Below are 23581 nucleotides of genomic sequence, written 5' to 3'. Positions count from 1 at the left end.
AAAGGACTGACCCATGGTAGGCATCACCAACAAGATCATGCTCGCCGAGATCCGCCGGCAGCAGAAATTGTCTCAGGACATCATCGACGGTCAGACCGCCATCTCGACCGGCATCACGCTGAACAAGCCGTCGGACAACGCCCTCGCCTGGGTGCAGGTGTCGGATGTCGGCCGCGCGCAGGCGCAGCAGGCCGCCTGGCAGGCCAATGTCAGCTATGGCACCACCCGGTCGGGCAATGCCGAAGCCAATCTCAAGGAAATCGACAACCTCCTGACCCGCGCGCAGGAACTGGTGACGGCGGCCCGCAACGGATCGCTGAACGACAGCAGCCGCGCCGCCTATGTCGAGGAAATGACGACGATCCGCACGACGATCAACGAATTGCTGAACCAGAAGGATTATCAGGGCGTCTCGGTCTTCGACGACCAGCAAAGCGTGCTCGTGCCCGTCAGCCGTGGCCTGAACCTAGCCGTGGTAGGTACGAAGCAAGACGTATCGGAAGGCATCGACGTCAACGGCACGCCCATGTCTATCGATGATATATTGGGGCAGAGCATCGACGCGCTGCAAAATGGCGACGACGCCGCAATCGCCGCATCGCTGGACGGGGTGAAGGCCGCCCAGACGCACATCACGGTCGAACAGACCAAGCAGGGCGTCCGGGGCGACCGGCTGGAAACGATCGGCGAGCGTCTGACCAATGTCGACCTCAACCTGACCGAGCGCCGCGCGGATCTGGAATCAACCGATCTCCAGGAAGTGATCGCCAATGTGAAGGCGCAGCTGCTTCAACTCGAAGCCGCCCAGTCGGCCTTTGCGCGCATCAACCAGCAGACCCTGTTCGACCTTATCAAATAAGGGAAAAAGCCGGCTCCAGTCCTAAAGCGGATGCTAACCAATCCGTATTAACCAGAAAGGGACTGGCGTCTGGAGGCGCTGACGGAGCCACCGCCTCCGGGCATATTTTCGGGGACCATCATGTTTGCAATCATCGGCCTTGTCGTGCTTTTGGGCATGGTTTTCGGCGGCTTCATCATCACCGGCGGCGACATCGGCCCGGTGCTTCATGCGCTTCCCCACGAAATGCTCATCATCGGCGGGGCGGCCGTCGGCGCGCTGATCATCGGCAATTCGGGCGCCGACCTCAAGGCGCTGGGCGGCGGCCTTGCCAAGGTGTTCAAGGGACCGCAGTACAAGAAACAGGACTTTCTCGACTGCATCTTTCTGGTCAGCAAGCTGATGAAGACGCTGCGCGTCGAAGGCCCGGTGGCGCTGGAGCCCCATATCGAGGATCCGGGCAGCTCGACCATTTTTTCAGAATATCCCAAGCTGATGAAGGACAAGACGCTGATCCACCTGATCAGCGACACGTTGCGCCTGGTCGTCATTTCATCCGGCACGCTCGATCCGCACGCGGTCGAGGAAGTCATGGATAATTCTCTCAAGACGCATCATCATGAGGCGCTGAAGCCCGCCGACAACCTGCAGGGCCTGGCCGACGCGCTGCCTGCTCTGGGTATCGTTGCAGCGGTTCTGGGCGTGGTGAAGACCATGGGTTCGATCGATCAGCCACCGTCGGTGCTGGGTGCGATGATCGGTTCGGCGCTGGTCGGTACCTTCCTCGGCGTGTTGCTCGCCTATGGCATGGTCAACCCCTTCGCCAACCGCTGCCGCGCGGTGATCGAGGCCGACGGCGCCATGTATCATGTCGTCAAGCAGATCATCATCGCGTCGCTGCACGGCCACCCCCAGCCTCTGGTGATCGAGGCCGCCCGTTCCAGCCTGACCCATGCGAACCAGCCGGCCTTCGCCGAAGTGTTCGACGGCATGCGGGGCAAATAAGCCATGGCAGAGAAGAAGCGCGGCGGAAACGAGCCGGAGCCCCGGCCGATCATCGTCAAGAAAATCATCGTCGAAGGACATGGCGGCCATCATGGCGGCGCCTGGAAGGTCGCCTATGCCGACTTCGTGACGGCGATGATGGCCTTCTTCCTGCTGATGTGGCTGCTGGGTGCGACCACCGAAAAGCAGCGCAAGGGTCTTGCCGACTATTTCACGCCCACTCTGGTCGAACTGAAGATGAATTCGGCCGGTTCGACCGGCCTGTTCGGCGGCGACAGCCTGATGGCGAAGGAAAATTATCCGACCACGGGCGGTCAGGGCAATCTGGCGATCACCATCCCGCGCGACGCGTCCGGCACCAAGGATCAAGGCGGCAAGGCGATGCGCGCCGCCGACCGGCAGAAATTCGAGTCGATCAAGAAAAGCCTGGAAGAGCGCATGATGCGCAAAGGGCTAGGCAAGCTGCGCAAGAATGTCCGCTTCACCGAAACGCGCGAAGGGCTGCGCATCGAGCTGATCGACGAGGCCGATTTCGCGATGTTCTCCATGGGCACCGACCAGTTGGTGCCGCAGGCCCGCACGCTGATCGGCGAAGTCGCGAAGGTCGTGGATGCCATGCCCAATCCGCTGATCGTGCGCGGCCATACCGACGCCCTGCCCTATGCGTCGGGTCGGTCGATGAACAATTGGCGCCTGTCTTCCGGACGCGCGGAAGCGACCCGGCAGGTTCTGGCGGAAAATGGCATCCGCAACGAGCGCTTCGCCCGGATCGAGGGCGTCGCGGACCGTGAACCCTTTATCAAGGGGGATGCCTACGACCCGCGTAACCGGCGCATGTCGATCATCCTGGGCTGGAGCCGTGGCGGCGGCAGCGACGCCGCGGACGACGAAGCCGGCATGGACGAGGAAACCAAGGCCGCTATCGCCAAGCGCGACGATCCGATGACGGTCGCCCGCGAACAGGCCCGCAAGATCGACATGGGCGGCACCGGCCTGCCAACGGGAGCGGAACTGGTGAACCCGACCGCACCGGGCACATCGAGCAAGCCGGGCAAGCATTGACGGGCAAACGCCCACGCCTTGACCGGAGGAGCGGGCGTCAGGCCTTCGCCAGTACCCGCTCCACCACCAGCGCATAGATGCGGGTCAGGTCGCACAGATCCTGCACCGCCACCGCCTCGTCCAACTTGTGCATGGTCGCGTTGTTAAGACCGAACTCCACTACCGGACAAAGGCGCGAGAGGAAACGCGCGTCGGACGTGCCACCGGTGGTCGACAGTTCGGTTTCCACCCCGGTGACGTCGCGGATGGCGCGGCTGACCAGCTCTGACAATGCACCCGGCTGGGTCAGGAAGGACTCGCCGCTGATCCGCGCTTCCACCGTGCCGCCTTCGGTCGCGGCTATCGCCTTGATCCGTGCGATCAGCGACGCGCCGCTATGCTGATCGTTGAAGCGGATCGAAATGCGTGCCGTCGCCTTGCCGGGTATGACATTATGCGCCGGATTGCCGACTTCCAGATCGGTGATCTCGATATTGCTGGGCTGGAACCAGTCGGTGCCCTCGTCCAGTATCTCCGCCTCGATCGCCGACAGGATGCGCACCAGCCGGGGGATCGGATTGTCCGCCAGATGCGGATAGGCGACATGGCCCTGGCTGCCCGCGACGCTGATCCACATGTTGACCGACCCGCGCCGGCCGATCTTCACCACATCGCCCAGCCGCTTGGACGATGTCGGCTCGCCCACCAGGCAGAGGTCGGGGCGCAGGTCGCGCGCCGCCATCCGTTCCATCAGCGCCAGCGTGCCATAGGTCGCCGGACCTTCCTCGTCGCCGGTGATGATCAGGCTGATCGTGCCGGGCAGATCATCGGGCAGGTCGGACAGCGCCGCGACGAAGGCCGCGATCGATCCCTTCATGTCCACCGCCCCCCGGCCATAGAGCAGGTCGCCGCGAATTTCCGGCGCGAAGGGATCGCTGGCCCAGCCCGGCCCCGGCGGCACCACGTCCAGATGTCCGGCAAAGGCGAAATGCGGGCCGGCCCCGGTCGTGCGCCAGGCAAGCAGATTTTCGACCGGGCCGTCGGGTGCCTCTCCGGTAACGAAGCGATCGACGGTAAAGCCCAACGGCACCAGCATTGCCTCCAAAGCCATAAATACTTCGCCGGTGGCAGGTGTTACGGATGGGCAGGCCAGCAGGCGCTGGGCCAGGGCCACGACGTCGGAATTGGGGCTGGTTATGCTCATGGCCTCGCGTTAGCGAATGCCGGCCCTATTGGCCAGCGGCAGGAGAGAGGGCCATGCCCAGGATCGAGCTTGAAAGCATCGAACAGACCAACCGCACCGGCTATCCGGCTGGACATGCGGCTATTGTGAAGCAGCGATGGTACCGGCGGCTGGGACCGCCGAGCGGCCTGTCCGATTTCGGAGTGAGCCATGTCGTCCTGAAGCCCGGCGCGGCCTCCTCCCACCGGCATTGGCATGAGGATGAGGACGAGTTCGTCGTCATGCTGGCAGGCGAAGCCGTGCTGGTCGAAGATGGGGCACGCACCCTGCTCCATTGCGGCGACATGGCAGCCTTTCCGAAGGGCGACCCCAATGGCCATCATCTGCTGAACCAAAGCGGAGACGATTGCGTATTCGTCGTTTTCGGTCGTCCGCCGACGGGGGATTGCCATTATCCCGATATAGACCTTCTATGGTCGGGCGGAGCCTACCGCCACAAGGATGGGAGCAGCTATTGACGATGAAGATGGATCGCCGCGCCATGATGCGTTCGGGAATTGCGGGCATGGGCGCGGTTCTGGCGGCAGCAAGGATGCCGGTCGGGGCAGCCACACCGGGCCTCGTCCGGCCGCCGCGGCTGCGGCAGGGTGACACGGTCGGGCTGATCGAGCCGGCGGGTTTCACCGACGACGCGTTCGATCTCGATCTGGTCAGGGACACGATCCGCGCGATGGGGCTGATCCCGAAGGATGCGCCGCATCTGGCCGGACGTTTTGGCTATCTGGCGGGCAAGGATGCGGATCGCGCCGCCGACGTAAACGCCATGTATGCCGATCCCGAAGTGCGCGCCGTGTTCGCGGTGCGGGGCGGCTGGGGCTGCGCGCGCATCCTGCCGCTGCTGGATTTCGACACTATCCGTAAAAATCCCAAGCTGCTGATCGGCTATTCCGATATCACCGCGCTGCACATGGCCTTTGCCGCAAAGGCAGGCTTTACCACCATCCACGGTCCCGTCGCGTCGAGCAAATGGGGAACATATAGCTGGGACGCGTTCCGTGCCGTCGCCTTTGACGGCGGCACGCCGACATTTACCAACCCGGAGGGGCATGAGGATCGTCTGGCGCAACGTGTCGGCCGCATTCGCACCTTCCGCTCCGGCGTCGCGCGTGGGCGGCTGCTGGGCGGGAACCTGACCGTGCTGGCCGCACTGATGGGTACGCCCTGGATGCCTGACTTCACCGGTGCGATCCTCTTCATCGAGGATATCGGCGAGCAGCCCTATCGGATCGACCGGATGCTGACGCAGATGAAGCTGGCGGGCCTGCTCGGCAAGCTCAAGGGCGTGGCCTTTGGTCAGTGTACGGATTGCGGTCCGGGCGGCCCCAGTTTCGGCGGCTTCACCCTGTCCGAAGTGCTGCAACAGCATCTGGAGCCACTCGGCATTCCCGCCTTTCAGGGTGGACAGTTCGGCCATGTCGCCGATCAATATAGCCTGCCGGTCGGCGTGCAGGCGGAAATGGATGCGACGGCCGGGACGATCCGGCTGCTGGAACCGGCCGTCAGCTGACGGTCAGGGCCGTTCGTCCCAGCGGACCAGCCTTACCGAGCCGCCTGCTTCGACGGCAAATTCGCCGAACGCCCCCGTGCGCAGCTTGCGCGGGGGCAGACCCAACGCAAGCAGGGCGAAGCGGGCGGCACCATTGCTGGTGACGAGCAGGTCTACGCCATCGCCCGGCTCGGCAAAGAAGGCGCGCCAGGCAGCAAGACGCATGTCGGCGTCGACTATCCAGCCATCGGGTGCGACACCCTGTTCCTCCCATCGGGTCAACGCGGCGGCGCCGATCCGGGCCAGTACCTCGCCCTCGGACAGTCCTTCATCAGGACCGTGATCGATCTCGCCCAGCCAGTCGCGCGCGCCGTCCAGTCCATGGCCCGTGGCGGTGGCAATCTCTCCCGCCGTTTCCCGCGCGCGCTGCAACGGGCTGGACAGCAGGCGCTCGACATGGATGTCCAGCCCGGCGAACCATTCGCCCAGCACGGCAGCCTGCGCAACGCCGCTTTCGACCAGCGGAATGTCGGTGCGCGATCCGATCCGGCGGGGCTCCTCGCCGCTGGCGAACGTGTTCCCGTGGCGAATGACGAAGATGCGGCGCATGGTCGTCAGAGCGCGGGCGTGGGGTCGCCATGCTCGGCGATCAGCCGTTCGACACGGACTATGTCGGCTTCGGTGTCGATCCCCGAACTGTCGAAGCGCGGCGGATCCACCGCAACGGTCATGATGGGAATGCCCAGTTCCAGTAGACGCAACTGTTCCAGTCCTTCGAGCGCCTCCAGCGCGGTCGGCGGGCAGGCTTCGAACCGGCGCAGTGCGTCCAGCGCGTAGCCATAGAGGCCGACATGGCGCCAGACTGGCGAGCGCGTTCCGATAGCGCGCAGTTTCTCCTCGTTGCGGATCGCCGGGATGATCGCCTTGGAGAACCAGAGCGCCTCGCCATCGGATGCACGGGCGCAGGTGGTACCGCTGAAAGGCGAACGTGTCTTGTGGTCACGCAATGCGTCAAGCGCCGGCCAGTCGAGTGCGATCACCGGCGTGGCGACCTTCGCCCCCTGCTCCAATGCGGCGATGACGGCACCAAGCGCGCCTTCCGGCTGAAAAGGCGAATCGCCCTGGAGGTTGACGACGAACCGCGGCGCTTCCGGCATGGCGAGGGCGGCCGACAGCGCGCGGCCCGATCCGGTAGAAATGCCGCTGTCAGTCATGACCGCCAGACAGCCAACGGCCTGCGCATGATCGGCGATATCCGCGTCATCGGTTGCGACAACCAAGGTGATGCTAGCACGATCGGCGATAGCTGCCCGCGCCATCGCGATCGTCCGATGCAACAGCGTGCGCCCCGCGATCAGGCGTAGCGGCTTGCGCGGCAAGCGGGTCGAACCTGCGCGCGCGGGAATGACGACGAGATGAGTCAGGCAACCCCGGCGTGCAGCAGGTCGTGCATATGCAGCGCGCCCTTCAGCCGCTCATTTTCGCAGACGAACAGCAGCATGATATTGCGTTCGTGCATCATATGCAGCGCTTCGGATGCCAGTTCATCCGGACCGACCGACTGCGGCGTCTTGGTCATGAAGCGACCTACGGATTCCGTCAAATTCTGCTTGCCTGTCACGGTGCGGCGCAGGTCGCCATCGGTAAAGGCGCCGATCAGCCGCCCGCCGTGATCGATGATCGCAGTCCCGCCCAAACGACCACGCGTCATTTCAATGGTGGCATCCAGCAGCGAGGCGTCCTCACGCACCGAGGGCACATTGTCTCCCGTCGCCATCAGTTCGCGCACCTTGAGCAATTGCGCACCCAAACGGCCATTGGGGTGAAACTTGTAGAAATCGTCGGCAGAAAAGCCACGCATTTCCATGAGCGACACCGCCAATGCATCGCCGAACGCCATCTGCATCGTGGTCGACGTGGTCGGTGCCAGCGCATTCGGGCAGGCTTCGGGCACGTCTGGCATCAGAATGCAAATATCGGCGGCCTGAGCAGCTGTACTCCTTGCCCGTGCGGTCATCGCCAACAAGGGAATGGCAAAGCGCTTACAATATTGAATGATTGGGCCCAACTCGGTTGATTCGCCCGAATGAGACAGCATCAACACCACGTCATCTGGCGTCACCATGCCCAAATCGCCATGGCCAGCGTCGGCGGGATGCAGGAAGATGGCTGGCGTACCGGTCGAGGTGAGCGTAGCGGTCATCTTGCGTGCAACGATGCCACTCTTGCCCATGCCGGTCACGATCACGCGTCCCCGGACATTCATCATCACGCCCACGAGCCGAAGGAAATTTGCAGCGAAGTCGCGCTCGCTGAAGCGGGCTTCCAAAGCGTGCAGCCCATTGGCAGCTATGGCGAGACTGCGGCAGGCGGTTTCGACAATACGTCCGCCTGAACCGAAAGGCACGATCTTGGATGCAGATGTCGACACTCGCTTGCCCTTTTTTCCGTTTGCGCTGCGAGCCCCAACTCACAATCACGAACGGCGACAGCCACCCTTTCGGCGTGCTGTCTTTCCTCGTTCCGCGACCCCCTGCCGGCACCAATGCCAAGGCATAGCGACGGTCTACGCTGTCTCAGGCACTTATGGCAATCAATTTTGCAAGTGCGAACGGGCAAGCAAGCAAGATTATCATATCATTCCGTATACGAAACAAGATTAAAGGAGGTTCGGCAGCGGCAAGCGGCGGAACCTTTTCACTATTCGTGCATGCACCCGACACTTAACCTTTGGCATGATAGGCACGATACCAATCTACGAAACGTGGCACCCCCGACTCGATTGCCGTCGTCGGTGCAAAACCAATATCCTGCACGATCGCGCTGATGTCAGCGAAGGTCGCATGCACGTCACCCGGCTGCATCGGTTGAAAGTCGATCTCCGCCTTCTTTCCGATGGCATCCTCGAGCACGCCAATCAGATGCATCAGTTCCTCTGGGCGGTTGTTACCGATATTGTAGAGTCGGTGCGGCGCACGGCTGCCACCCGCCTTGATGGCTCCATCGTCGGCCGGCGGATGGTCGAGGCAACCCAGAATGCCGCTCACTATGTCGTCGATATAGGTGAAGTCACGCTGCATCCGGCCATGGTTGAAGACGGGGATCGGCTCGCCCGCCAGGATTTTCGACGTGAATATCCACATGGCCATGTCGGGTCGTCCCCACGGGCCATATACGGTAAAGAAGCGCAGGCCCGTCATCGGGATCCGGAAGAGATGGGCATAGGTTTCGCTCATCAGTTCGTCGGCGCGCTTGGTGGCTGCATAGAGAGAGACGGGATGGTCGGTCCGATCCTCCACCCGGAATGGCAAACTGTCATTGCCACCATAGACCGATGAGGAGGACGCATAAACCAGATGGCGGACACGCCGCTCCCTCGCCAGTTCCAGCATGTTCACATGCCCGGCAAGGTTGGAGCGCACATAGGCGTGGGGGTTGATCAGCGAATAGCGAACACCGGCCTGCGCCCCCAGATGCACGATCGACTCGATCACCTGATCGTGCAGCGCCTCCTGCACCGCGCCCATGTCGGCGAAGTCCAGTTCGTGGAAAGTAAAGAGCCTGCCATGTGCCTGATGGAGTGCGTCGAGCCGCGCACGCTTGAGCGACACCGGGTAATAGTCGTTGAGATTGTCGATCCCGACCACAGCATGCCCCTGCGCCATCAGTCGATCGGCAACATGCATGCCGATGAAGCCCGCAGCGCCGGTCACCAGAATCGTCATGCCTCTTTCTCCTCAGGATGCCGTGCTTCGTCTCTGCCGAAGCGACGGCCGATGTAAACCCCCGGCGGGCTTTATCGCCCGAATGCGCCATTTCCAGCCCTTCTTGTTTAGGCTTTCCCTAATCTTTCCCCTCTATGGGAAAGCGCATGGACATGGCTCTCCATCCATCGCCGCCCTGCCTCGACGCGCCGCTTTCTGCTCAGCGCGAACGATGGACGGCGCTCGCCGACCATGCCGCCGAAGCCAATCCCTTCTACGCGCCGGACATGCTTGACGCGGCGCTAAACCACCTGGCGGCGGGCGGGGATGTGCGGCTGATCGAGGCGCGGACGGATGATGGCCTGATCGGCCTATTGCCAGTCGTTGTCCGGCCGCGTCACGGCCGCTTGCCCATTGGCTGCGTGTCCAACTGGATGCACGACCATTGTTTCTTCGGCGCGCCCCTCATCCGCGAAGGGGCGGAATTGGCGGCGTGGCGCGATTTCATGGTGCAACTGGATGCGGCGCCCTGGGCGCGCGGTTTCCTGCATCTGGACGGAATCGATGCGGCGGGCGCCAATGCCGCCACGATCGAAGCACTGTGCGTCGAACAGCGGCGCGGCTGGCGCGAAATCCATCGCCACGACCGGGCGATGCTGCGGTCGGACTTGGCCGCAAACACCTATTGGGAAACCCATGTCCGGTCAAAGAAGCGCAAGGAATTGCGGCGCTTGCAGAAGCGGTTGGCTGAACTGGGCACGATTGAGCAGCGGTTGCTGGCCGATCCGGCCGAACTGGCCGAGTGGTGCAGCGAGTTCCTGACGCTAGAAGCTTCGGGATGGAAGGGCCAGCAAGGCACAGCGCTTGCCTGCAAGCCTGAACATGCCGCTTTTTTCCGCGCCGCCTGCGCCGCAGCCTGCGCTGCCGGGCGGCTCCACATGCTGCGTATCGATCTGGACGGCCGTGCGATAGCGATGCTGGTCAATTTCCGCCATTGCGAAGGCGCTTTCTCCTTCAAGATCGCCATCGACGAGACGCTGGGTCGCTTTTCCCCCGGCGTGCTGATCGAGATCGCCAACCTCCACGCCGTTCAGGGCGATGCCGCCATCGGCTGGATGGACAGTTGCGCGGCCGCCGACCATCCGATGATCGACGGCCTGTGGGCCGAACGGCGTACCATCGTACAATATCGCATCGCCCTGCGCGGCACTGGCGCGGCACGGCTGCAACGTGGCGCGGCCTTCGCCTTCGCCAACGGGGCAGAGGCTATTGCGCAGATTCTGAAAGGACAGGGATGACCGCCCATAGCATCGCGGCGGCTCCAGCCGCCACCTTCCCCGACAGCGCACGGGCGACCTTCGCCGCCGCCTATCCCGACCAGCCGATCAAGCTGACCCACAGGCTGACAGGCCATGCACTTCTGACGCTCGATGCCCTGGCGGAACTGGCGGAACGGATGCCTGCGACTTCGGTCGAATATAATCTGGGCAAGCTGCCGCTGGGCGTCCGGCCAGAAGATACGCCATCCAACGGGCTGTCGCTGGGTGAGACGATCCGCACGATCGAGAGCAATGGCAGCTGGGCCGTACTCAAGAATGTCGAGCGCGATCCGGTTTATGCCATCCTGCTCGACACGGCGCTTGCCGAACTGGAGCCGATCGTCGACACGCAGACCGGGCCGATGCTTCACCGGGAAGCGTTCATCTTCCTCTCCTCCCCCGACAGCGTCACTCCGTTTCACATGGACCCGGAGCATAATATCCTGCTCCAGATCATGGGAACCAAGATCATGACGGTCTTTCCCGCGCGCGACGAGGAACTCGTGCCGGCGCAGAAAAGCGAGGAGTTCCACAATGGCGGCCATCGCAATCTGCTCTGGCAGGACGGGTTCAAGGCGCGGGGCAGCGCCTTCCCGCTGGTGCCGGGCGAGGCTGTTCATGTGCCTGTGAAGGCGCCCCATTTCGTGGAAAACGGTCCGGCGGTCTCCGTCAGCCTGTCGGTGACCTGGCGATCCGAACGGTCGGTGGCGGAAAGCGAGTTGCACAGTTTCAATGCATTGCTGCGCAAGCGTGGATTGCCGACCGGAGCAGTGAGCGCACAGCCCGAGAAGCAGGGTCTGCGCCGCTTCTTCTATCGCGTCATGCGGAAACTGGGCGCCTGAGCAGCCGGCGAACCAATGCCTCAGCCTCCAGCCGGGGCGTAAAACGCTCGATCACCCACCATTCCAGTCGCTCCTCGCAGGTGGAGAGGCTCTGTTTGTAGCGGTCCTTCCCGGCAAGGAAGCTGTAGCGTGCCAGACCGCGCCCGGCATAATGACCGACCGCCGCGGTATGACACAGCAGGCCCGGCTTGTCCTTGGCTCCACTCGGCTCCGCAAAGGCGGACTGGTAATTCATCGCCACGCCGCGATGCACGAAGTTGACGAGCAGGCCGAGCACTTCGTCGTTATCGGTGAAGCGCAGCAGTTCCACCTCGCCGGTCGGCAGCCCGCGCGCAGCGAGGGTCGCGACGAAGCCACGGAAACCTGCGTCGTCCCAGGCATTGTCGGCATGTCGCCCCCGGTTGAGCGCAGCCATTTCCTCGATCCAGGGCGCTAATTCCGCCAGCGTGCCGGTCGTGATATCGGGGGGCGCTCCACCCCGGTCCTTGATCGCGCGGCGAATCTGGCTGCGCGTATTGGCGCTGAGCAGCGAAAGATAATCGCACCCCGCCGCTCGCACGGCGTCGAGATCGACTTGGTAGACCGGCGATGCATCGACACAGGTGCGGCGGCGCGCACGCAGGTCAAGCCATGGCGCACCCGCCGCCATGCCGCTCAAACGCAGCGCACGCCAGTCACGGCGGCGGGCCAGGGCGTCGAGTACGGCAACAGATGCCTCCACATCGCGGCCGGCTTCCGCGAGCAGGCCATTATATTCGACATAGGGACGATCGGCCACGGGATCGCCTGACTGGTTGAGGCTGAGCGTTGCGACCGGACCGAGCAGGCGACGCTGCATCCTATGGCCGAAAAGGGCCAGCGCGACATCCCGCCCTTCCTCGTCGGTGACGGCCAGCAGTTCGGGCTGGATCGCATAGCTGTCGAGCCAGGCGCCGACCCAGGTCCAACCGAGGAAGAAAGAGGCGTCGGACCGGGCCTCCAGTTCCTGCCAGCGCCGGGCGAGAGCAGTCCGATCGGGTCGGGAAAAGGCCGCACTTAGAGACATGGCGCCCCTTGTGGCAGAGCGCCGGGCGGGGTCAAGCGGTTGGTTTAAGCGGTAATCCGCCGGGCCGGATCGACGGTGCCATCCGGCAGTACACCCGCCCTGGCAAGGTCGTGCTTCATGTGGCCGGTCAGGAAACGCTGCCACATGACGAAGTCGGCGCACAGCGACCAGAGCGGGTAGCGAAAAGTCGCAGGACGGTTTTTCTCGACCAGGCCATGCGCGGCCCAGGCAAAGCCATAGCCCGCCAGCGGCAGCGCGGCGGCCAACCACCAATGCCCCGTCAACGGCACCGCCGCTGCCAACGCAATGACCAGGCTCGTGCCCAAATAATGCAGCGCACGCGTGCCGGGACGCGCATGTTCCTGCAGATAATAGGGCCAGAAGTCGCGGAAGCGGGTTATGCTGGTCACGGCCATCCTCTCTCCGCCGTCAGCGTAACGACCGCCGTCGCACCTGTTAAGCCTTATGCGTCAGGCCGTGAGCCCTTTCGGGGGCATAGAGGAAATAATCATAGGCGGCGCGGGCGGCTTCGGCGATCACGCGATCGCGCGAGATATGGCCCTTGCTGTCCTTCATGACGAAGGCGACGACAGCGAAGCGGCGGCCGTCGGGCAAGCGGACGATGCCGACATCATTGCCCGTGCCGTTGAGAGAGCCGGTCTTGTGCGCGACGGCGGTGCCAGGCGGCAACATGCCGACGATCCGCGCCTTGCCCGTCTCACAATGCGCCATGATGGTGAAGAAACGCTGGGTGCTGGCAGCGGACAGAGCGCGGCCGGATTCATAGGCGGCCATGAGGTCGAGCATCGCCTTGGGCGTGGACGTGTCCTCCGGCTCCATCGCGAAATCGAGATTGGGCAGGTCGCGAATGTCGCGGGTGACGAGCAGCGGATTGGCACGACGCGCGGCATCGGCATTCTGGCGGAAGCTACCCGAGGCGGGATGGATGCCCATCGCGCGATAGAGAAGATGCGCGGTATCGCTGTCGACGCGCAAGCCGGTGACACCCAGCTTCGTCACGAAGGCGGTGATCGCCTGCGGTCCGCCTGCCCGCGCGACCAGCACGTCGGTCGCATTATTGTCGCTCTTCTGGAGCATCAGTTCGAGCAGCCGATCGACCGAAAGGCTGGCGCCGGCGCGCGAGAACATCCAGGCGATGCCGCCCTCGCTCGCCAGCGCGGGATCGAGCGCCAGTTGGTCGTCCAGCCGCAGCTCGTCCGCATCGACCAGCGCGAAGATGCGCCCCGCCACCGCGACCTTGTAGGCGCTGGCCATCGGAAACAGCGTGTCGCCGTTGAAGCTCTGCGTCTCGCCGGTCTGGAGGTCGCGCACCGCAATCCCGACCGTACCGTTGGACAGGGTCGCAAAACGTGCGAACTCAGACAGCAATTTCGCTTCCGCCGTCTGCTGTACCAGCGGCTTGGGCGGCGGGCCGAAGGCGTCTGCGCTGGGGAGCGGCGTGAAGAACAGACCAAGCGCGGCCAGATAGGCAGAGGAACGGGGCAATTGCGGCATGGCGCCTCCCTCGCGCAATGCGGCGGCCATGGCAAGCCTCCATGGTTGACGTCCTGATCCGGTCGGACCATCACCTGCCAACATGAGCGACATAATCAAGCTGCACGAAAGCTGGCGCACGCCGCTGGCCGACCAATTCGCCGCCCCGCACATGCAGGCGCTCAAGAGCTTCTTGCAGGAAGAAAAGGCGGCGGGAAAACGCATTTTTCCCAAGGGCAGCGAATATTTCCGCGCGCTGGACCTGACCCCGCTGGATCAGGTCAAGGCCGTGATTCTGGGGCAGGATCCCTATCATGGCGAGGGACAGGCGCACGGCCTGTGCTTTTCGGTGCAGCCGGGCGTGCGGACGCCGCCGTCGCTGGTCAATATCTACAAGGAAATGCAGGCGGATCTGGGCATCGCGCCGGCGCGCCACGGTTTTCTGGAGCATTGGGCGAAACAGGGCGTGCTGCTGCTGAACAGCGTGCTGACGGTCGAAATGGGCCGCGCCGCATCGCATCAGGGCAAAGGGTGGGAGACGTTCACCGATACGATCGTGCGGCTGGTCGCGCAGAAGGAAGAGCCGGTCGTGTTCCTGCTCTGGGGTGCCTATGCCCAACGCAAGGCAGGTTTCTTCGATCAGAGCCGGCATCTGGTGATCAGGTCGGCCCACCCGTCCCCGCTGTCCGCGCATAACGGATTTCTGGGGTCGCGGCCCTTTTCCAAGGCCAATGACTTTCTGGAAGCCAAGGGGCGGGGAGCGATCGACTGGGCCTTGCCCGCGATTGGCTCAGACCAGCAGGCGATGCTGTAGAAAGCGCGTCCCCGAGGCGCGCGCCCGAAGTTCACAGTGTCGTGGGGCAATTTTGCCCGATTGCACCGGTCTTGCGCCGAAAACGCGACGGGGATGCGACACCCACGCGCCAGTGATGCGTCGTCGGCGTCACCGCGGCGCGACACGGACGCGACACCGGCCAAATCGATGCCAGACAACGCGGATATGGCTACGGGCTTCATCTAACAGGATGAAACAGAAAAAATCCTACATCAAAAGCCCTCTGAAAAGCGGCGGGACGCGGCCGCCTTTCTCAAGCTGAACGGCAGATAACAGATCGGTTCAGGATCGAAACAAGGAAGTCCTGCCATATCTCCGTCTGTAATCAGATATTTCGGGTCTGGAGGAGATAGAGATGAACATCCGCAAAGCCATTTTGGCCACAGCCGTCGCCGCCGCAACGCTGACCGCCGTCGTGCCGTCTGTGTCCTTCGCTCGCGACGATCGTCGCTGGAGCCACGACCGCCATTATCGCGGCGACCATGGCCGCCGCGACCACCATTATGCCGACCGTCGCGGCTATCGTGACGACCGCGGCTATCGCTGCCGCAAATCAGGCGGCACCACCGGGCTGCTGGTGGGCGGCGTCGCGGGCGCCCTGCTGGGCCGCGCCGTCGACACCCAGGGCGACCGTGCGCCGGGCACCATCATCGGCGCGGGCGCAGGCGCGCTGGCTGGCCGGGCGATCGACCGCAATTCCAAGTGCTGATCCATGGAGCGCGGGGTGGCTTCCGACAAAGTCGCCCCCCCCTTTCCCAGAGCGAGACTGGTCTATGCAGGACAGCGAGTCCGCTAGTCTGATCCCGTTCCAGTTTTTCCGGTGTCCCCTGGCCGGAAAATGTCGAGGCCCGGTCCCGCTTGCGCGGGCCGGGCCTCATTCCCTCTCCAAACCTGTCAGGCGATCAGCCGTCGTAGTCGCCGCCGATATTCTGGTTGCGCGGCGGCGCAGCAGCGGTCAGGCGCAGAGCCTCCGCCGACTGGGCGATCGAGCCGATTTCGTCCGGCGTATCGTCATCATCGATCTGCACCTTCTGCAGCGACGCGACGAGCGAATCATGGAGTTCGTCGGGCATGACCGTTTCTTCGGCGATCTCGCGCAGGGCGACGACCGGATTCTTGTCACGGTCGCGATCGAGCGTCAGCTCGGCGCCACCGGAAATCTCCCGCGCGCGCTGGGCGGCGAGCAGGACGAGGTCAAAACGGTTGGTAATCTTGTCGACGCAATCTTCGACGGTAACGCGGGCCAAATAGGGCCTCCTGAAACAACGAATGGAAGTCGTGAACCCTGCGCCTAGCAGCGGCGTTTGCCAGAGTCAATGAAAAGGCCATAAAGCCGTAGCATGGCGCAACCAAAAGGGGCATGAAGCAGATATGGCGACCGTCAAGCCCGCCCCTTCCCCTTCCGATGCCGGGGAAATTCGTGTCACATTGGGCAGCAACAAGCTGCGCCTCATTACCGAGGGCGCGGCGCTTCGCGACGCATTGATCGCGCTGATCGACCATGCGCATCACAGCCTGAAACTCTATTATTATATCTTCGCGGCGGATGGCAGCGGCACGCTGGTGCGCGATGCGCTGATCGCGGCGCGGGCACGCGGCGTGGTGGTGACGCTGATGGTCGACGGTTTCGGATCGAGCCATACGCCAGACAGTTTCTTCGCCCCGCTGGTGGAGGCTGGCGCGCATTTCGGTCGGTTCGGCACAAGGCGATCCACCCGCTACCTGATCCGCAATCATCAGAAGATGGCGATTGCCGACGACGTCCGGCTGCTGATGGGCGGCTTCAATGTCGAGGATGGCTATTTCGGCATTCCAGCCGAGGATTGCTGGCGCGACCTGGGCCTGATGATCGAGGGCGATCAGGTCGAGGCTATGACCCGCTGGTACGGGCAGCTCTGGCGCTGGGTGTCGACGAAGAAGCAGCGGTTTCGGACATTGCGGCACATGGTGCGCAGCTGGCACCCGGCGCTGCATCATGACCGGGCCGATCCCTTCCGCTGGCTGATCGGCGGCCCGACGCGGCGGTTAAGTCCCTGGGCACAGGTCGTGAAACATGATCTGGAGCAGGCTCGACAGGTCGACATGATCGAGGCATATTTTTCGCCGGGACGAGGCATGTTGAAACGGATCGCGCGCGCGGCCCGACGACAGGGCGCACGGATCATCCTGCCGGCCAGGTCGGACAACGGTGCGACGGTCGCCGCCGCGCGACTGCTCTACGGCCCGCTGTTGCGGCGCGGGGTCGAGATTTACGAATATCAGCCGTGCAAGCTGCACATGAAACTGCTGGTTATCGACGATGCCGTCTTCATCGGATCGGCCAATTTCGACATGCGGAGCCTATTCCTCAATCTGGAAGTGATGCTGCGGATCGAGGATACGGGCTTCGCCAAGGCAGTGCGCACCTTTGTCGCCAGCGAGGCCGCGCAGAGTCGGGCCATCACGCTTGAGCAGCATCGTGCCAGCCGAACCTGGCTGACCCTGTTAAAGCAGGGGATCAGCTATCTGCTGGTCGGTGTGCTGGACTATACAGTGACGCGGCGGCTGAACTTCCGCGATCCGGACGCGGACTGACAAAAAAAGGGGGCCGAAGCCCCCGCATTTTATCAACGACCGGCACCCGGCAGCACGCGGACTTCGCCGACCGGATAGCCCTTTTCGGCCATTTCCTTGGCATAGTCGCCACGGGCATCGGCCAGTTCGGCACGATATTCCTCCCAGGCGTCGCGATTATCCTCGGCATCCGAGGAATGACGCAGATCCTTGGTCAGTTCCTTGCGCGCTTCGGCCAGGTCGGTCTGATAGTTGAACCAGTAGTTGTTCTCCACGCCCGCGATCGGGACATTGTAGACAAGCTGGTCCTCGACCTGCGCCAGCTGTTCCTCATAGCTGACCGGGCCTTCGGGGCTTTGCGCCAGCGCTGCGGCGGGAGCCAGGCCAAGCAGGGCGGCGGCAAAAAGCTTTGAACGATTCATGGGTTCTTCTCCTCTTTGCTGATCTGAACCATGACCTGCACAACGCGCCCACCCCGCCCTTTTGCGCCTGAACATATGTGCAGAATGGACGAAGCGAGCAGATGTAGCGACGGGTCGAGCGCGGAAATCGGCGGCGATCGGCGATTTATTTACGCAATTTCAGAGGATTGCGTCAGCGAACCACGAGATAGAAGCTCGCAGGTGCCGAGCCGCCATTTTCGATCACGATATTATAGCGATCGGTGAAGATCGGCATCCAGGCGCAGTCGACCTGCGGTCCGCCGACCGGCTTCTTGCACAGCGCCACGCCATCCGCCCCCTCGACGCGGAGGGAAAGATTCGGGCTGCTGCCAGACGGCGCGACCAGAATCTGGGCGCGCTGTCCGCCCAGAAAAAGCTGGCGCACGCTAAAACTGCCGCCCGCCACGACGGATGCGCGGCGATAGGCCGGCCCGAGAGCGCGCCCCCGGAAACCCAGACCGGACGGGGCTGCGCCCTCATCGACGGCCTGCTTCGTCCAGAGCGCAGCCAGATCCTCCTGCCCTTCGGCCGGCGTGGCGCCCAGCGCCTGAAGCGATTCGGCATTGTCGAGCAGCGCATCATGATTGTCGCCGACCTGGGCGGCTTCGCCCTGCATCAGGGTGCGCAAAACCGGATCGTCGGGCAACAGGTCGGCCGCAGGGGCACCGGGGGCAACGGCGAAGAGCAGTCCGGGCAGCAGCAGCCTGATCATGAGCCTTCCTCCGGCTGGACGACGAAGCGCGCACCGGGCGCCGCATCCTCCACATGAAGGGAAAGCTCATGCCGCTCCGCAATCGCCAAGGCAAGCGAAAGGCCAAGGCCATGGCCACCGTCTGGCGCGCCTTCGAGCCGCACATAGCGCTCGAAAATACGGCGCCGGTCGGCGGGCGGGATACCTGGACCGTCATCCTGGACGACGATGCGCGGCCCGGCCGACAGTTCCAGCGACACATTCCCGCCGCTCGGCACATATTTGAAGCCGTTGTCGAGCAGGTTCGAGAGGAGGCGCATCATCTGCATCGGATCGGCGCGGAACAGGACGCCGGGCGCGATCCGGGCATGGAAGCCGATGCCCAGCTCCTCCGCGCTCGCGCCATAGAGGTCGGCGAGGTTTTCGGCGATGTCGCTGAGGCTGATTTCGGCCAGACCACGCAGGTCGCCGCGCATCGCCTGCGTGCCCGCAATGTCGAGCAGCGAATCGAGCAGCCGGACGACGCCCCGTATCTCCGCCCGCGACTGGTCGAGCGTGCGCAGCAGCGTCTCGTCCTGTGTCACCTCCATTGCCTTGAGGATGCGGGTATCGAGATGCATCAGGGGCGTGCGGATCTCATGCGCCGTCTGGTCCGACACGATGCGCTGCGCCTGAATCAGCCGCTCGACCTGATCCAGCATGGCGTTGGTGTTGATGGCGAGCTCGGTCAGTTCGTCGCTGTCTCCGACCGCCAGCGCGCGCGCCTCGATATGGCCGGCGCGGACGGCGGCGAAGGTCGCGTTGACCGCCTCCACCCGCTCGCGCAGGCGGCGGGCCGCAAAATGCCCGGCAAGCAGGCTGAACATCGCGATCAGCGCGCCCGCTGTGGCGAAGGCCATGGCCAATCGCGCTTGCAAGGCGCGACCGCGATGGTCGCTATGCCCGACGACCAGCCGCGCCTCGGGACCAAGCCGCGTCGCCCGCGCGAACATCCGCTCGCCACCGGGCAGGGCGACGAAGCGCGACTCCGACACTTCGGGCGCGATGGCGGGCCAGCGGTCGAGATTGCCGGCAATGCGCCGGCCATTGGCGTCGGTCAGCAGATACCAGACCAGCTCGCCATCCTGGCGATGGACGGTGAAGCGATCCGCCATGCGCGCCTGCAATTCCGAATGGCCGCCGCTTACATAGATGTCGGCGAGGCCGGCAAGGTCGGTGTCGACCTCCCGTGCGAGCATGGCCCGGCCGTCATTGTCGACGATCTGCCGCACGACGAGATAGAGCGCGAGGGTCGAGAGCAGGCTGACCAGGAGCGCCGAGAGCGTCACCCGGCCGAAAACCGACCGAAACAGGCCGGGCCTAGGCACCCGCCGATCCGGTCCAGGCGATCAGGCGATAGCCGGTGCCCCAGACGGTTTCGAGGACGGGGCTGTCGAACCCCTCCTCCAGCTTGCGGCGCAGGCGGCCGACATTGACGTCGACGACGTTGGTCTGAGGATCGAAGCTCAGCTTCCAGACGTGGCGCAGCAGCATTTCGCGCGTCACCACCTCGCCCGCATGGTCCATCAGATAGCGGAACAGCTCGAATTCCTTGGGCGACAGAGGCAGATGCCGTCCCTGTCGGAAGGCGGTGCGCGCCTTCACATGGCATTCCAGATCGCCAAACAGCAGGACAGGGTCATGGCTGCCCCGCTGGCTGGCGCGACGCCAGAGCGCACGGACGCGGGCGACCAGTTCGTCCGGCTCGAAGGGCTTGGCGAGATAATCGTCTACGCCGCTTTCCAGCCCCTCGACCCGATGCTCGCTGCGGCCGAGAGCGGAGAGCATCAGCACGGGCGCACCCACGCCGGCGACACGCATACGCGTGACGACGTCGATGCCCGACATATAGGGCAACATACGATCGAGAATGATCACGTCATGGCCGCCGCTGCCCGCGCGATGCAGGCCGGTCGGGCCGTCCTCCGCCTGTTCCACCGCCATGCCTGCGCCGCTCAATATGCTCGCGATGTTGGAGCGCGCTGCCGCGTCATCCTCCACCAGCAAGACGGAAATCTGATCGGACTGCCCCATAGCTCCCCCGCCTTAGCCATAATGGCAAAAACCGCCAGTGACAAAGGCTGTTAGCCCCGTCACTGGCGGTCCTCAAAAGTTGGCTAAATCAGATGGATAGAAGCATCGCGCGAAAAGTGGCGACCGGTTTTTCGCATAAGCGATGCGACCACAAAATGTTGAGCGCGCCGCGTCGAATATGACGCGACGCGCTCAACAATCACATCTTGAGGCCGGCGCGTAGCATCAGGGCGCCGATGAGGAGCAGATAGACGCCGAAGATCTTCTTGAGCGGGCCGGCGGGCAGGCTGTGCGCGGCCGCGACGCCCAGCGGCGCGGTCAGCATCGACATGGATGCGATCGCGAAGGTTGCGGGAATATTGATGTAACCGAGCGAACCCCAGGGCAGGCCGCCTTCCTTGAGACCGATGATGGCGAAGCCGATCGTGGTCGGAATGGCGATCAGCGTGCCGATGCCCGACGCCGTGGCGATGGCGCGGTGAATGGTGCGGCCGCAGAGCGTCATCACCATGATGGCGATGGTCCCCCCGCCAATGCCCAGCAGCGAGGAGAAAGTGCCGAGCCCGCCGGCGATGCCGACGCGGACGATGCCCGACGGCATGGTGTCGCTCAACACCTTGCCGCTGACCTTGGGCAGCAGGAAGTTGAGCGACATGAGGATGACGCCGCCGCCGAAGATCATCTTGAGCGTGGTGCCATCGACATGGCTGGCGAGTAGCACGCCCGCACCACAGCCCAGGATGATCCAGGGCGCCCAGGTCTTTAGCACCTCGAACTCCACCGCGCCGCGCTTGGCATGGGACATGAGGGACCGGATCGAAGTGACGATGATGGTCGCGGCCGACGTGCCGATAGCGACATGGGCGATGGCGTCCTTGGTCCCGCCCAGCAGCGGCAGTACGACAAGCAGCGCCGGCACGACGACGAAGCCACCGCCGATCCCGAAGATCCCCGCTGCAAAACCCGCAAGCAGGCCCGCGGCCAGCATGGCGACGAGAGGAACGAGCCAGGTCATGATATCGCCGTGCATCAGCGCGCCCCTTCCTGCCCAGTGCGGCCAGCGCGCATGTTGCTGCGTTCGCCTTTGCGGATCAAGGCGGCGAAAGTGGGTAAATCGACCATGACGTTAGACCATGCCTCTCTTCGGCGGAATCAAGCTGCATGGGGGGCATGTGGTCATGTCCCCCTGCCCGACTAGACGAACGAGGGGCGGGAACCCGCACCGTCATCCTCCCAAAGTCAGATGCAGTTGGGAAACATTGGAGGGGATTGAGGCTGGATGGCGCGGAAAAATAAAGGGCGCCAGCCCCAAGGGAGGGCTGGCGCCGCTTTTAGCCGGCGCTTGTCGGAGCGCCGGGAACCGGAGACATGCGGATCAGGCGATCGCTTCTTCCGCCGGGGTGTAAGGCAGGCCCAGATCCTCGGCGACGGCCTGATAGGTGACCTTGCCGTCCCACACGTTGAGGCCTTCGCGCAGGTGTGGGTCGCGGCGCAGCGCTTCCTTCCAGCCCAGTTCGGCGATGCGCAGCGCATGGGGCAGAGTCACGTTGTTCAACGCATAAGTGCTGGTGCGCGCGACCGCGCCCGGCATGTTGGCGACGCAATAATGGACGACACCGTCGACGATATAGGTCGGTTCGGCATGGGTGGTAGCATGACTGGTTTCGAAGCAGCCGCCCTGGTCGATCGCGACGTCGACCAGCACTGCACCCTTCTTCATGGTCTTGAGCATTTCGGCGTTGACCAGCTTGGGCGCGGCCGCGCCGGGGATCAGCACCGCGCCGACCACGAGGTCCGCCTCGGCGACGCATTCGGCAAGGTTCGCGCGGTTGGAGAAGCGGGTCTTGGCCCGCGCCTCGAAATACATGCCCAGCTTTTCCAGCACTTCGGGGCTGCGATCGAGGATGGTGACGTCGGCACCGAGGCCCGCCGCCATCTGCGCCGCGTTGAAGCCCACGACGCCGCCGCCGATCACCACGACCTTGGCAGGCAGCACGCCCGGCACGCCGCCCAGCAGCACGCCGCGGCCGCCATGCGCCTTTTCGAGCGCGGTCGCGCCCGCCTGGATCGCCATGCGGCCGGCAACCTGGCTCATGGGCTTGAGCAGCGGCAGGCCGCCGTTCGCGTCGGTAACGGTTTCATAGGCGATGCAGGTCGCGCCGCTGGCGATGAGGTCGCGGGTCTGCTCGGGATCGGGCGCGAGGTGGAGATAGGTGTAGAGAATCTGGCCGGGGCGCAGCATGGCGCGCTCGCTGGCCTGCGGCTCCTTCACCTTCACGATCATCTCGGCGGCGCCGAAAATATCGGCGGCGCTGGCGACGATCTCGGCGCCGGCCTTCTCGTAAAGCGCATCGCTCGCGCCGATGCCCTCGCCCGCGCCGGTTTCCACCAGCACGCGATGGCCATGGGCGGTCAGCTCATGCACGCTCTCGGGCGTCAGGCCGACGCGATATTCGTGATTCTTGATCTCTTTGACGGTGCCGACGATCATTTTGTCTCTCCAGAAGCGAGGCGTGAACAGGATCACGCTGCCATGCCCCGATGATAGCGCGAGCCAGGCAGCGAATGTTCCCTGATTTTGGAGCTTTGACAGCCGCACACAGGATGTTATCCCGAAATTTATCCAATCAACGGGATTTCATTGCATGGATCGGTTCGACGTTGCGATCATGGAAGCGCTTCAGGCCGATTCGCAGCGATCGATGCAGGAACTGAGCGAATTGATCGGCCTGTCCGCCTCCGCCTGCCATCGCCGGGTCAAGGCGCTGGAAGATGCAGGCGTGATCGCCGGCTATGCCGCCCGGCTCGACCCAGTCGCGCTGGGCCTGGACCTTCACGCTTTCGTCGAAATCTCGCTGACCAGCCAGAGTCATGAGGCGATGGACCGGTTCGAGGCGGCCGTCGCCGACTTTCCCGAGATATTGGAATGCCATCTGATGGCGGGTCAGGCCGACTATCTGCTCCGCGTC

The 23581-nt window shown here is 63.9% G+C and carries 26 protein-coding genes; 11 read left to right on the top strand and 15 right to left on the bottom strand.

Annotated elements, in window-relative coordinates; genetic code table 11:
• Positions 1-13 precede the first annotated feature (13 nt).
• From VMR39_RS16770 to VMR39_RS16760, 3 genes are all read left to right on the top strand, one after another.
• A complete protein-coding gene (locus VMR39_RS16770) occupies positions 14-859 on the top strand; it encodes a flagellin (RefSeq protein ID WP_325417159.1) in 846 nt (281 codons plus the stop codon).
• A gap of 120 nt (positions 860-979) precedes the next feature.
• On the top strand, positions 980-1843 hold the full coding sequence (gene motA, locus VMR39_RS16765) for a flagellar motor stator protein MotA (RefSeq protein WP_325417157.1): 864 nt from the start codon (positions 980-982) through the stop codon (positions 1841-1843).
• Positions 1844-1846: 3 nt separating this feature from the next.
• Positions 1847-2905, top strand: a complete 1059-nt coding sequence (locus VMR39_RS16760) for a flagellar motor protein MotB (protein ID WP_325417155.1) — start codon at positions 1847-1849, stop codon at positions 2903-2905.
• Positions 2906-2942: 37 nt separating this feature from the next.
• On the opposite strand, the gene dapE is transcribed toward VMR39_RS16760, so the two are convergent.
• Positions 2943-4088 carry a succinyl-diaminopimelate desuccinylase gene (gene dapE, locus VMR39_RS16755; protein WP_325417153.1) on the bottom strand — a complete coding sequence of 382 codons (1146 nt, stop codon included), beginning with the start codon at positions 4086-4088 and terminating at the stop codon, positions 2943-2945.
• 53 nt (positions 4089-4141) lie between these two features.
• On the opposite strand from dapE, the gene VMR39_RS16750 reads away from it, so the two are divergent.
• Positions 4142-4585 (top strand): cupin domain-containing protein, encoded by a 444-nt coding sequence (locus VMR39_RS16750; protein WP_325417151.1) that lies wholly within the window; start codon positions 4142-4144, stop codon positions 4583-4585.
• 2 nt (positions 4586-4587) lie between these two features.
• A complete protein-coding gene (locus VMR39_RS16745; protein ID WP_325417149.1) occupies positions 4588-5634 on the top strand; it encodes an LD-carboxypeptidase in 1047 nt (348 codons plus the stop codon).
• 3 nt (positions 5635-5637) lie between these two features.
• Here VMR39_RS16745 and VMR39_RS16740 read toward each other — a convergent pair whose 3' ends face one another.
• The 4 genes from VMR39_RS16740 to VMR39_RS16725 form a co-directional block, all read right to left on the bottom strand.
• On the bottom strand, positions 5638-6222 hold the full coding sequence (locus VMR39_RS16740; protein WP_325417147.1) for a histidine phosphatase family protein: 585 nt from the start codon (positions 6220-6222) through the stop codon (positions 5638-5640).
• 5 nt (positions 6223-6227) lie between these two features.
• The gene (gene kdsB / locus VMR39_RS16735; protein ID WP_325417192.1) at positions 6228-7037 is read right to left on the bottom strand and encodes a 3-deoxy-manno-octulosonate cytidylyltransferase; all 810 of its coding nucleotides are present in this window, start codon (positions 7035-7037) and stop codon (positions 6228-6230) included.
• Positions 7034-8020, bottom strand: coding sequence for a KpsF/GutQ family sugar-phosphate isomerase (locus VMR39_RS16730; RefSeq protein WP_414712541.1), 987 nt, complete (start codon positions 8018-8020; stop codon positions 7034-7036). The genes kdsB and VMR39_RS16730 overlap by 4 nt, the downstream gene beginning before the upstream one ends.
• A gap of 316 nt (positions 8021-8336) precedes the next feature.
• Complete coding sequence (locus VMR39_RS16725) at positions 8337-9338, bottom strand: NAD-dependent epimerase/dehydratase family protein (RefSeq protein ID WP_325417143.1); 1002 nt, start codon at positions 9336-9338, stop codon at positions 8337-8339.
• Positions 9339-9484: 146 nt separating this feature from the next.
• Between VMR39_RS16725 and VMR39_RS16720 the strand changes: the two genes are divergently transcribed.
• The gene (locus tag VMR39_RS16720) at positions 9485-10615 is read left to right on the top strand and encodes a GNAT family N-acetyltransferase (RefSeq protein ID WP_325417141.1); all 1131 of its coding nucleotides are present in this window, start codon (positions 9485-9487) and stop codon (positions 10613-10615) included.
• Positions 10612-11478 (top strand): cupin-like domain-containing protein, encoded by an 867-nt coding sequence (locus VMR39_RS16715; RefSeq protein ID WP_325417139.1) that lies wholly within the window; start codon positions 10612-10614, stop codon positions 11476-11478. Before VMR39_RS16720 ends, VMR39_RS16715 begins: the two co-directional genes overlap by 4 nt.
• On the opposite strand, the gene VMR39_RS16710 is transcribed toward VMR39_RS16715, so the two are convergent.
• From VMR39_RS16710 to VMR39_RS16700, 3 genes are read right to left on the bottom strand one after another with little or no spacing between them, the layout of a single operon-like run.
• Positions 11456-12523: a GNAT family N-acetyltransferase gene (locus VMR39_RS16710; RefSeq protein WP_325417137.1), complete on the bottom strand. Its 1068-nt coding sequence runs from the start codon at positions 12521-12523 to the stop codon at positions 11456-11458. The genes VMR39_RS16715 and VMR39_RS16710 overlap by 23 nt on opposite strands.
• Before the next feature lie 44 nt (positions 12524-12567).
• Complete coding sequence (locus tag VMR39_RS16705) at positions 12568-12933, bottom strand: DUF962 domain-containing protein (protein WP_325417135.1); 366 nt, start codon at positions 12931-12933, stop codon at positions 12568-12570.
• Positions 12934-12979: 46 nt separating this feature from the next.
• Positions 12980-14068 (bottom strand): serine hydrolase, encoded by a 1089-nt coding sequence (locus tag VMR39_RS16700; RefSeq protein ID WP_414712539.1) that lies wholly within the window; start codon positions 14066-14068, stop codon positions 12980-12982.
• A gap of 52 nt (positions 14069-14120) precedes the next feature.
• Between VMR39_RS16700 and ung the strand changes: the two genes are divergently transcribed.
• Together ung and VMR39_RS16690 are read left to right on the top strand one after the other, a co-directional pair.
• Positions 14121-14831, top strand: a complete 711-nt coding sequence (gene ung / locus VMR39_RS16695) for a uracil-DNA glycosylase (RefSeq protein ID WP_325417133.1) — start codon at positions 14121-14123, stop codon at positions 14829-14831.
• Between the two features lie 376 nt (positions 14832-15207).
• Entirely contained in the window at positions 15208-15561 is a 354-nt protein-coding gene (locus tag VMR39_RS16690; protein WP_325417132.1) for a glycine zipper 2TM domain-containing protein, read from the top strand.
• A 193-nt stretch (positions 15562-15754) separates the two neighbouring features.
• On the opposite strand, the gene rpoZ is transcribed toward VMR39_RS16690, so the two are convergent.
• Entirely contained in the window at positions 15755-16099 is a 345-nt protein-coding gene (gene rpoZ, locus VMR39_RS16685; RefSeq protein WP_325417130.1) for a DNA-directed RNA polymerase subunit omega, read from the bottom strand.
• Positions 16100-16223: 124 nt separating this feature from the next.
• Between rpoZ and VMR39_RS16680 the strand changes: the two genes are divergently transcribed.
• Entirely contained in the window at positions 16224-17426 is a 1203-nt protein-coding gene (locus tag VMR39_RS16680; RefSeq protein ID WP_325417128.1) for a phosphatidylserine/phosphatidylglycerophosphate/cardiolipin synthase family protein, read from the top strand.
• A 32-nt stretch (positions 17427-17458) separates the two neighbouring features.
• Here VMR39_RS16680 and VMR39_RS16675 read toward each other — a convergent pair whose 3' ends face one another.
• The 6 genes from VMR39_RS16675 to ald form a co-directional block, all read right to left on the bottom strand.
• Entirely contained in the window at positions 17459-17827 is a 369-nt protein-coding gene (locus VMR39_RS16675; protein ID WP_325417126.1) for a hypothetical protein, read from the bottom strand.
• A 172-nt stretch (positions 17828-17999) separates the two neighbouring features.
• Positions 18000-18560: a hypothetical protein gene (locus VMR39_RS16670; RefSeq protein WP_325417124.1), complete on the bottom strand. Its 561-nt coding sequence runs from the start codon at positions 18558-18560 to the stop codon at positions 18000-18002.
• The gene (locus VMR39_RS16665; RefSeq protein ID WP_325417122.1) at positions 18557-19906 is read right to left on the bottom strand and encodes a HAMP domain-containing sensor histidine kinase; all 1350 of its coding nucleotides are present in this window, start codon (positions 19904-19906) and stop codon (positions 18557-18559) included. Before VMR39_RS16665 ends, VMR39_RS16670 begins: the two co-directional genes overlap by 4 nt.
• The gene (locus VMR39_RS16660) at positions 19899-20612 is read right to left on the bottom strand and encodes a response regulator transcription factor (protein ID WP_325417120.1); all 714 of its coding nucleotides are present in this window, start codon (positions 20610-20612) and stop codon (positions 19899-19901) included. Before VMR39_RS16660 ends, VMR39_RS16665 begins: the two co-directional genes overlap by 8 nt.
• A 199-nt stretch (positions 20613-20811) precedes the next feature.
• Complete coding sequence (locus VMR39_RS16655) at positions 20812-21642, bottom strand: sulfite exporter TauE/SafE family protein (protein ID WP_325417118.1); 831 nt, start codon at positions 21640-21642, stop codon at positions 20812-20814.
• 345 nt (positions 21643-21987) lie between these two features.
• Complete coding sequence (gene ald / locus VMR39_RS16650; RefSeq protein ID WP_325417116.1) at positions 21988-23103, bottom strand: alanine dehydrogenase; 1116 nt, start codon at positions 23101-23103, stop codon at positions 21988-21990.
• Positions 23104-23257: 154 nt separating this feature from the next.
• Between ald and VMR39_RS16645 the strand changes: the two genes are divergently transcribed.
• Positions 23258-23581: Lrp/AsnC family transcriptional regulator (locus VMR39_RS16645; RefSeq protein ID WP_325417114.1), on the top strand; the 324-nt coding region annotated here is incomplete at its 3' end.

This window comes from Sphingobium sp. (genome assembly GCF_035511395.1).
Taxonomy (GTDB): Bacteria; Pseudomonadota; Alphaproteobacteria; order Sphingomonadales; family Sphingomonadaceae; genus Sphingobium.
This window is presented reverse-complemented; position numbering and strand designations above follow the sequence as displayed.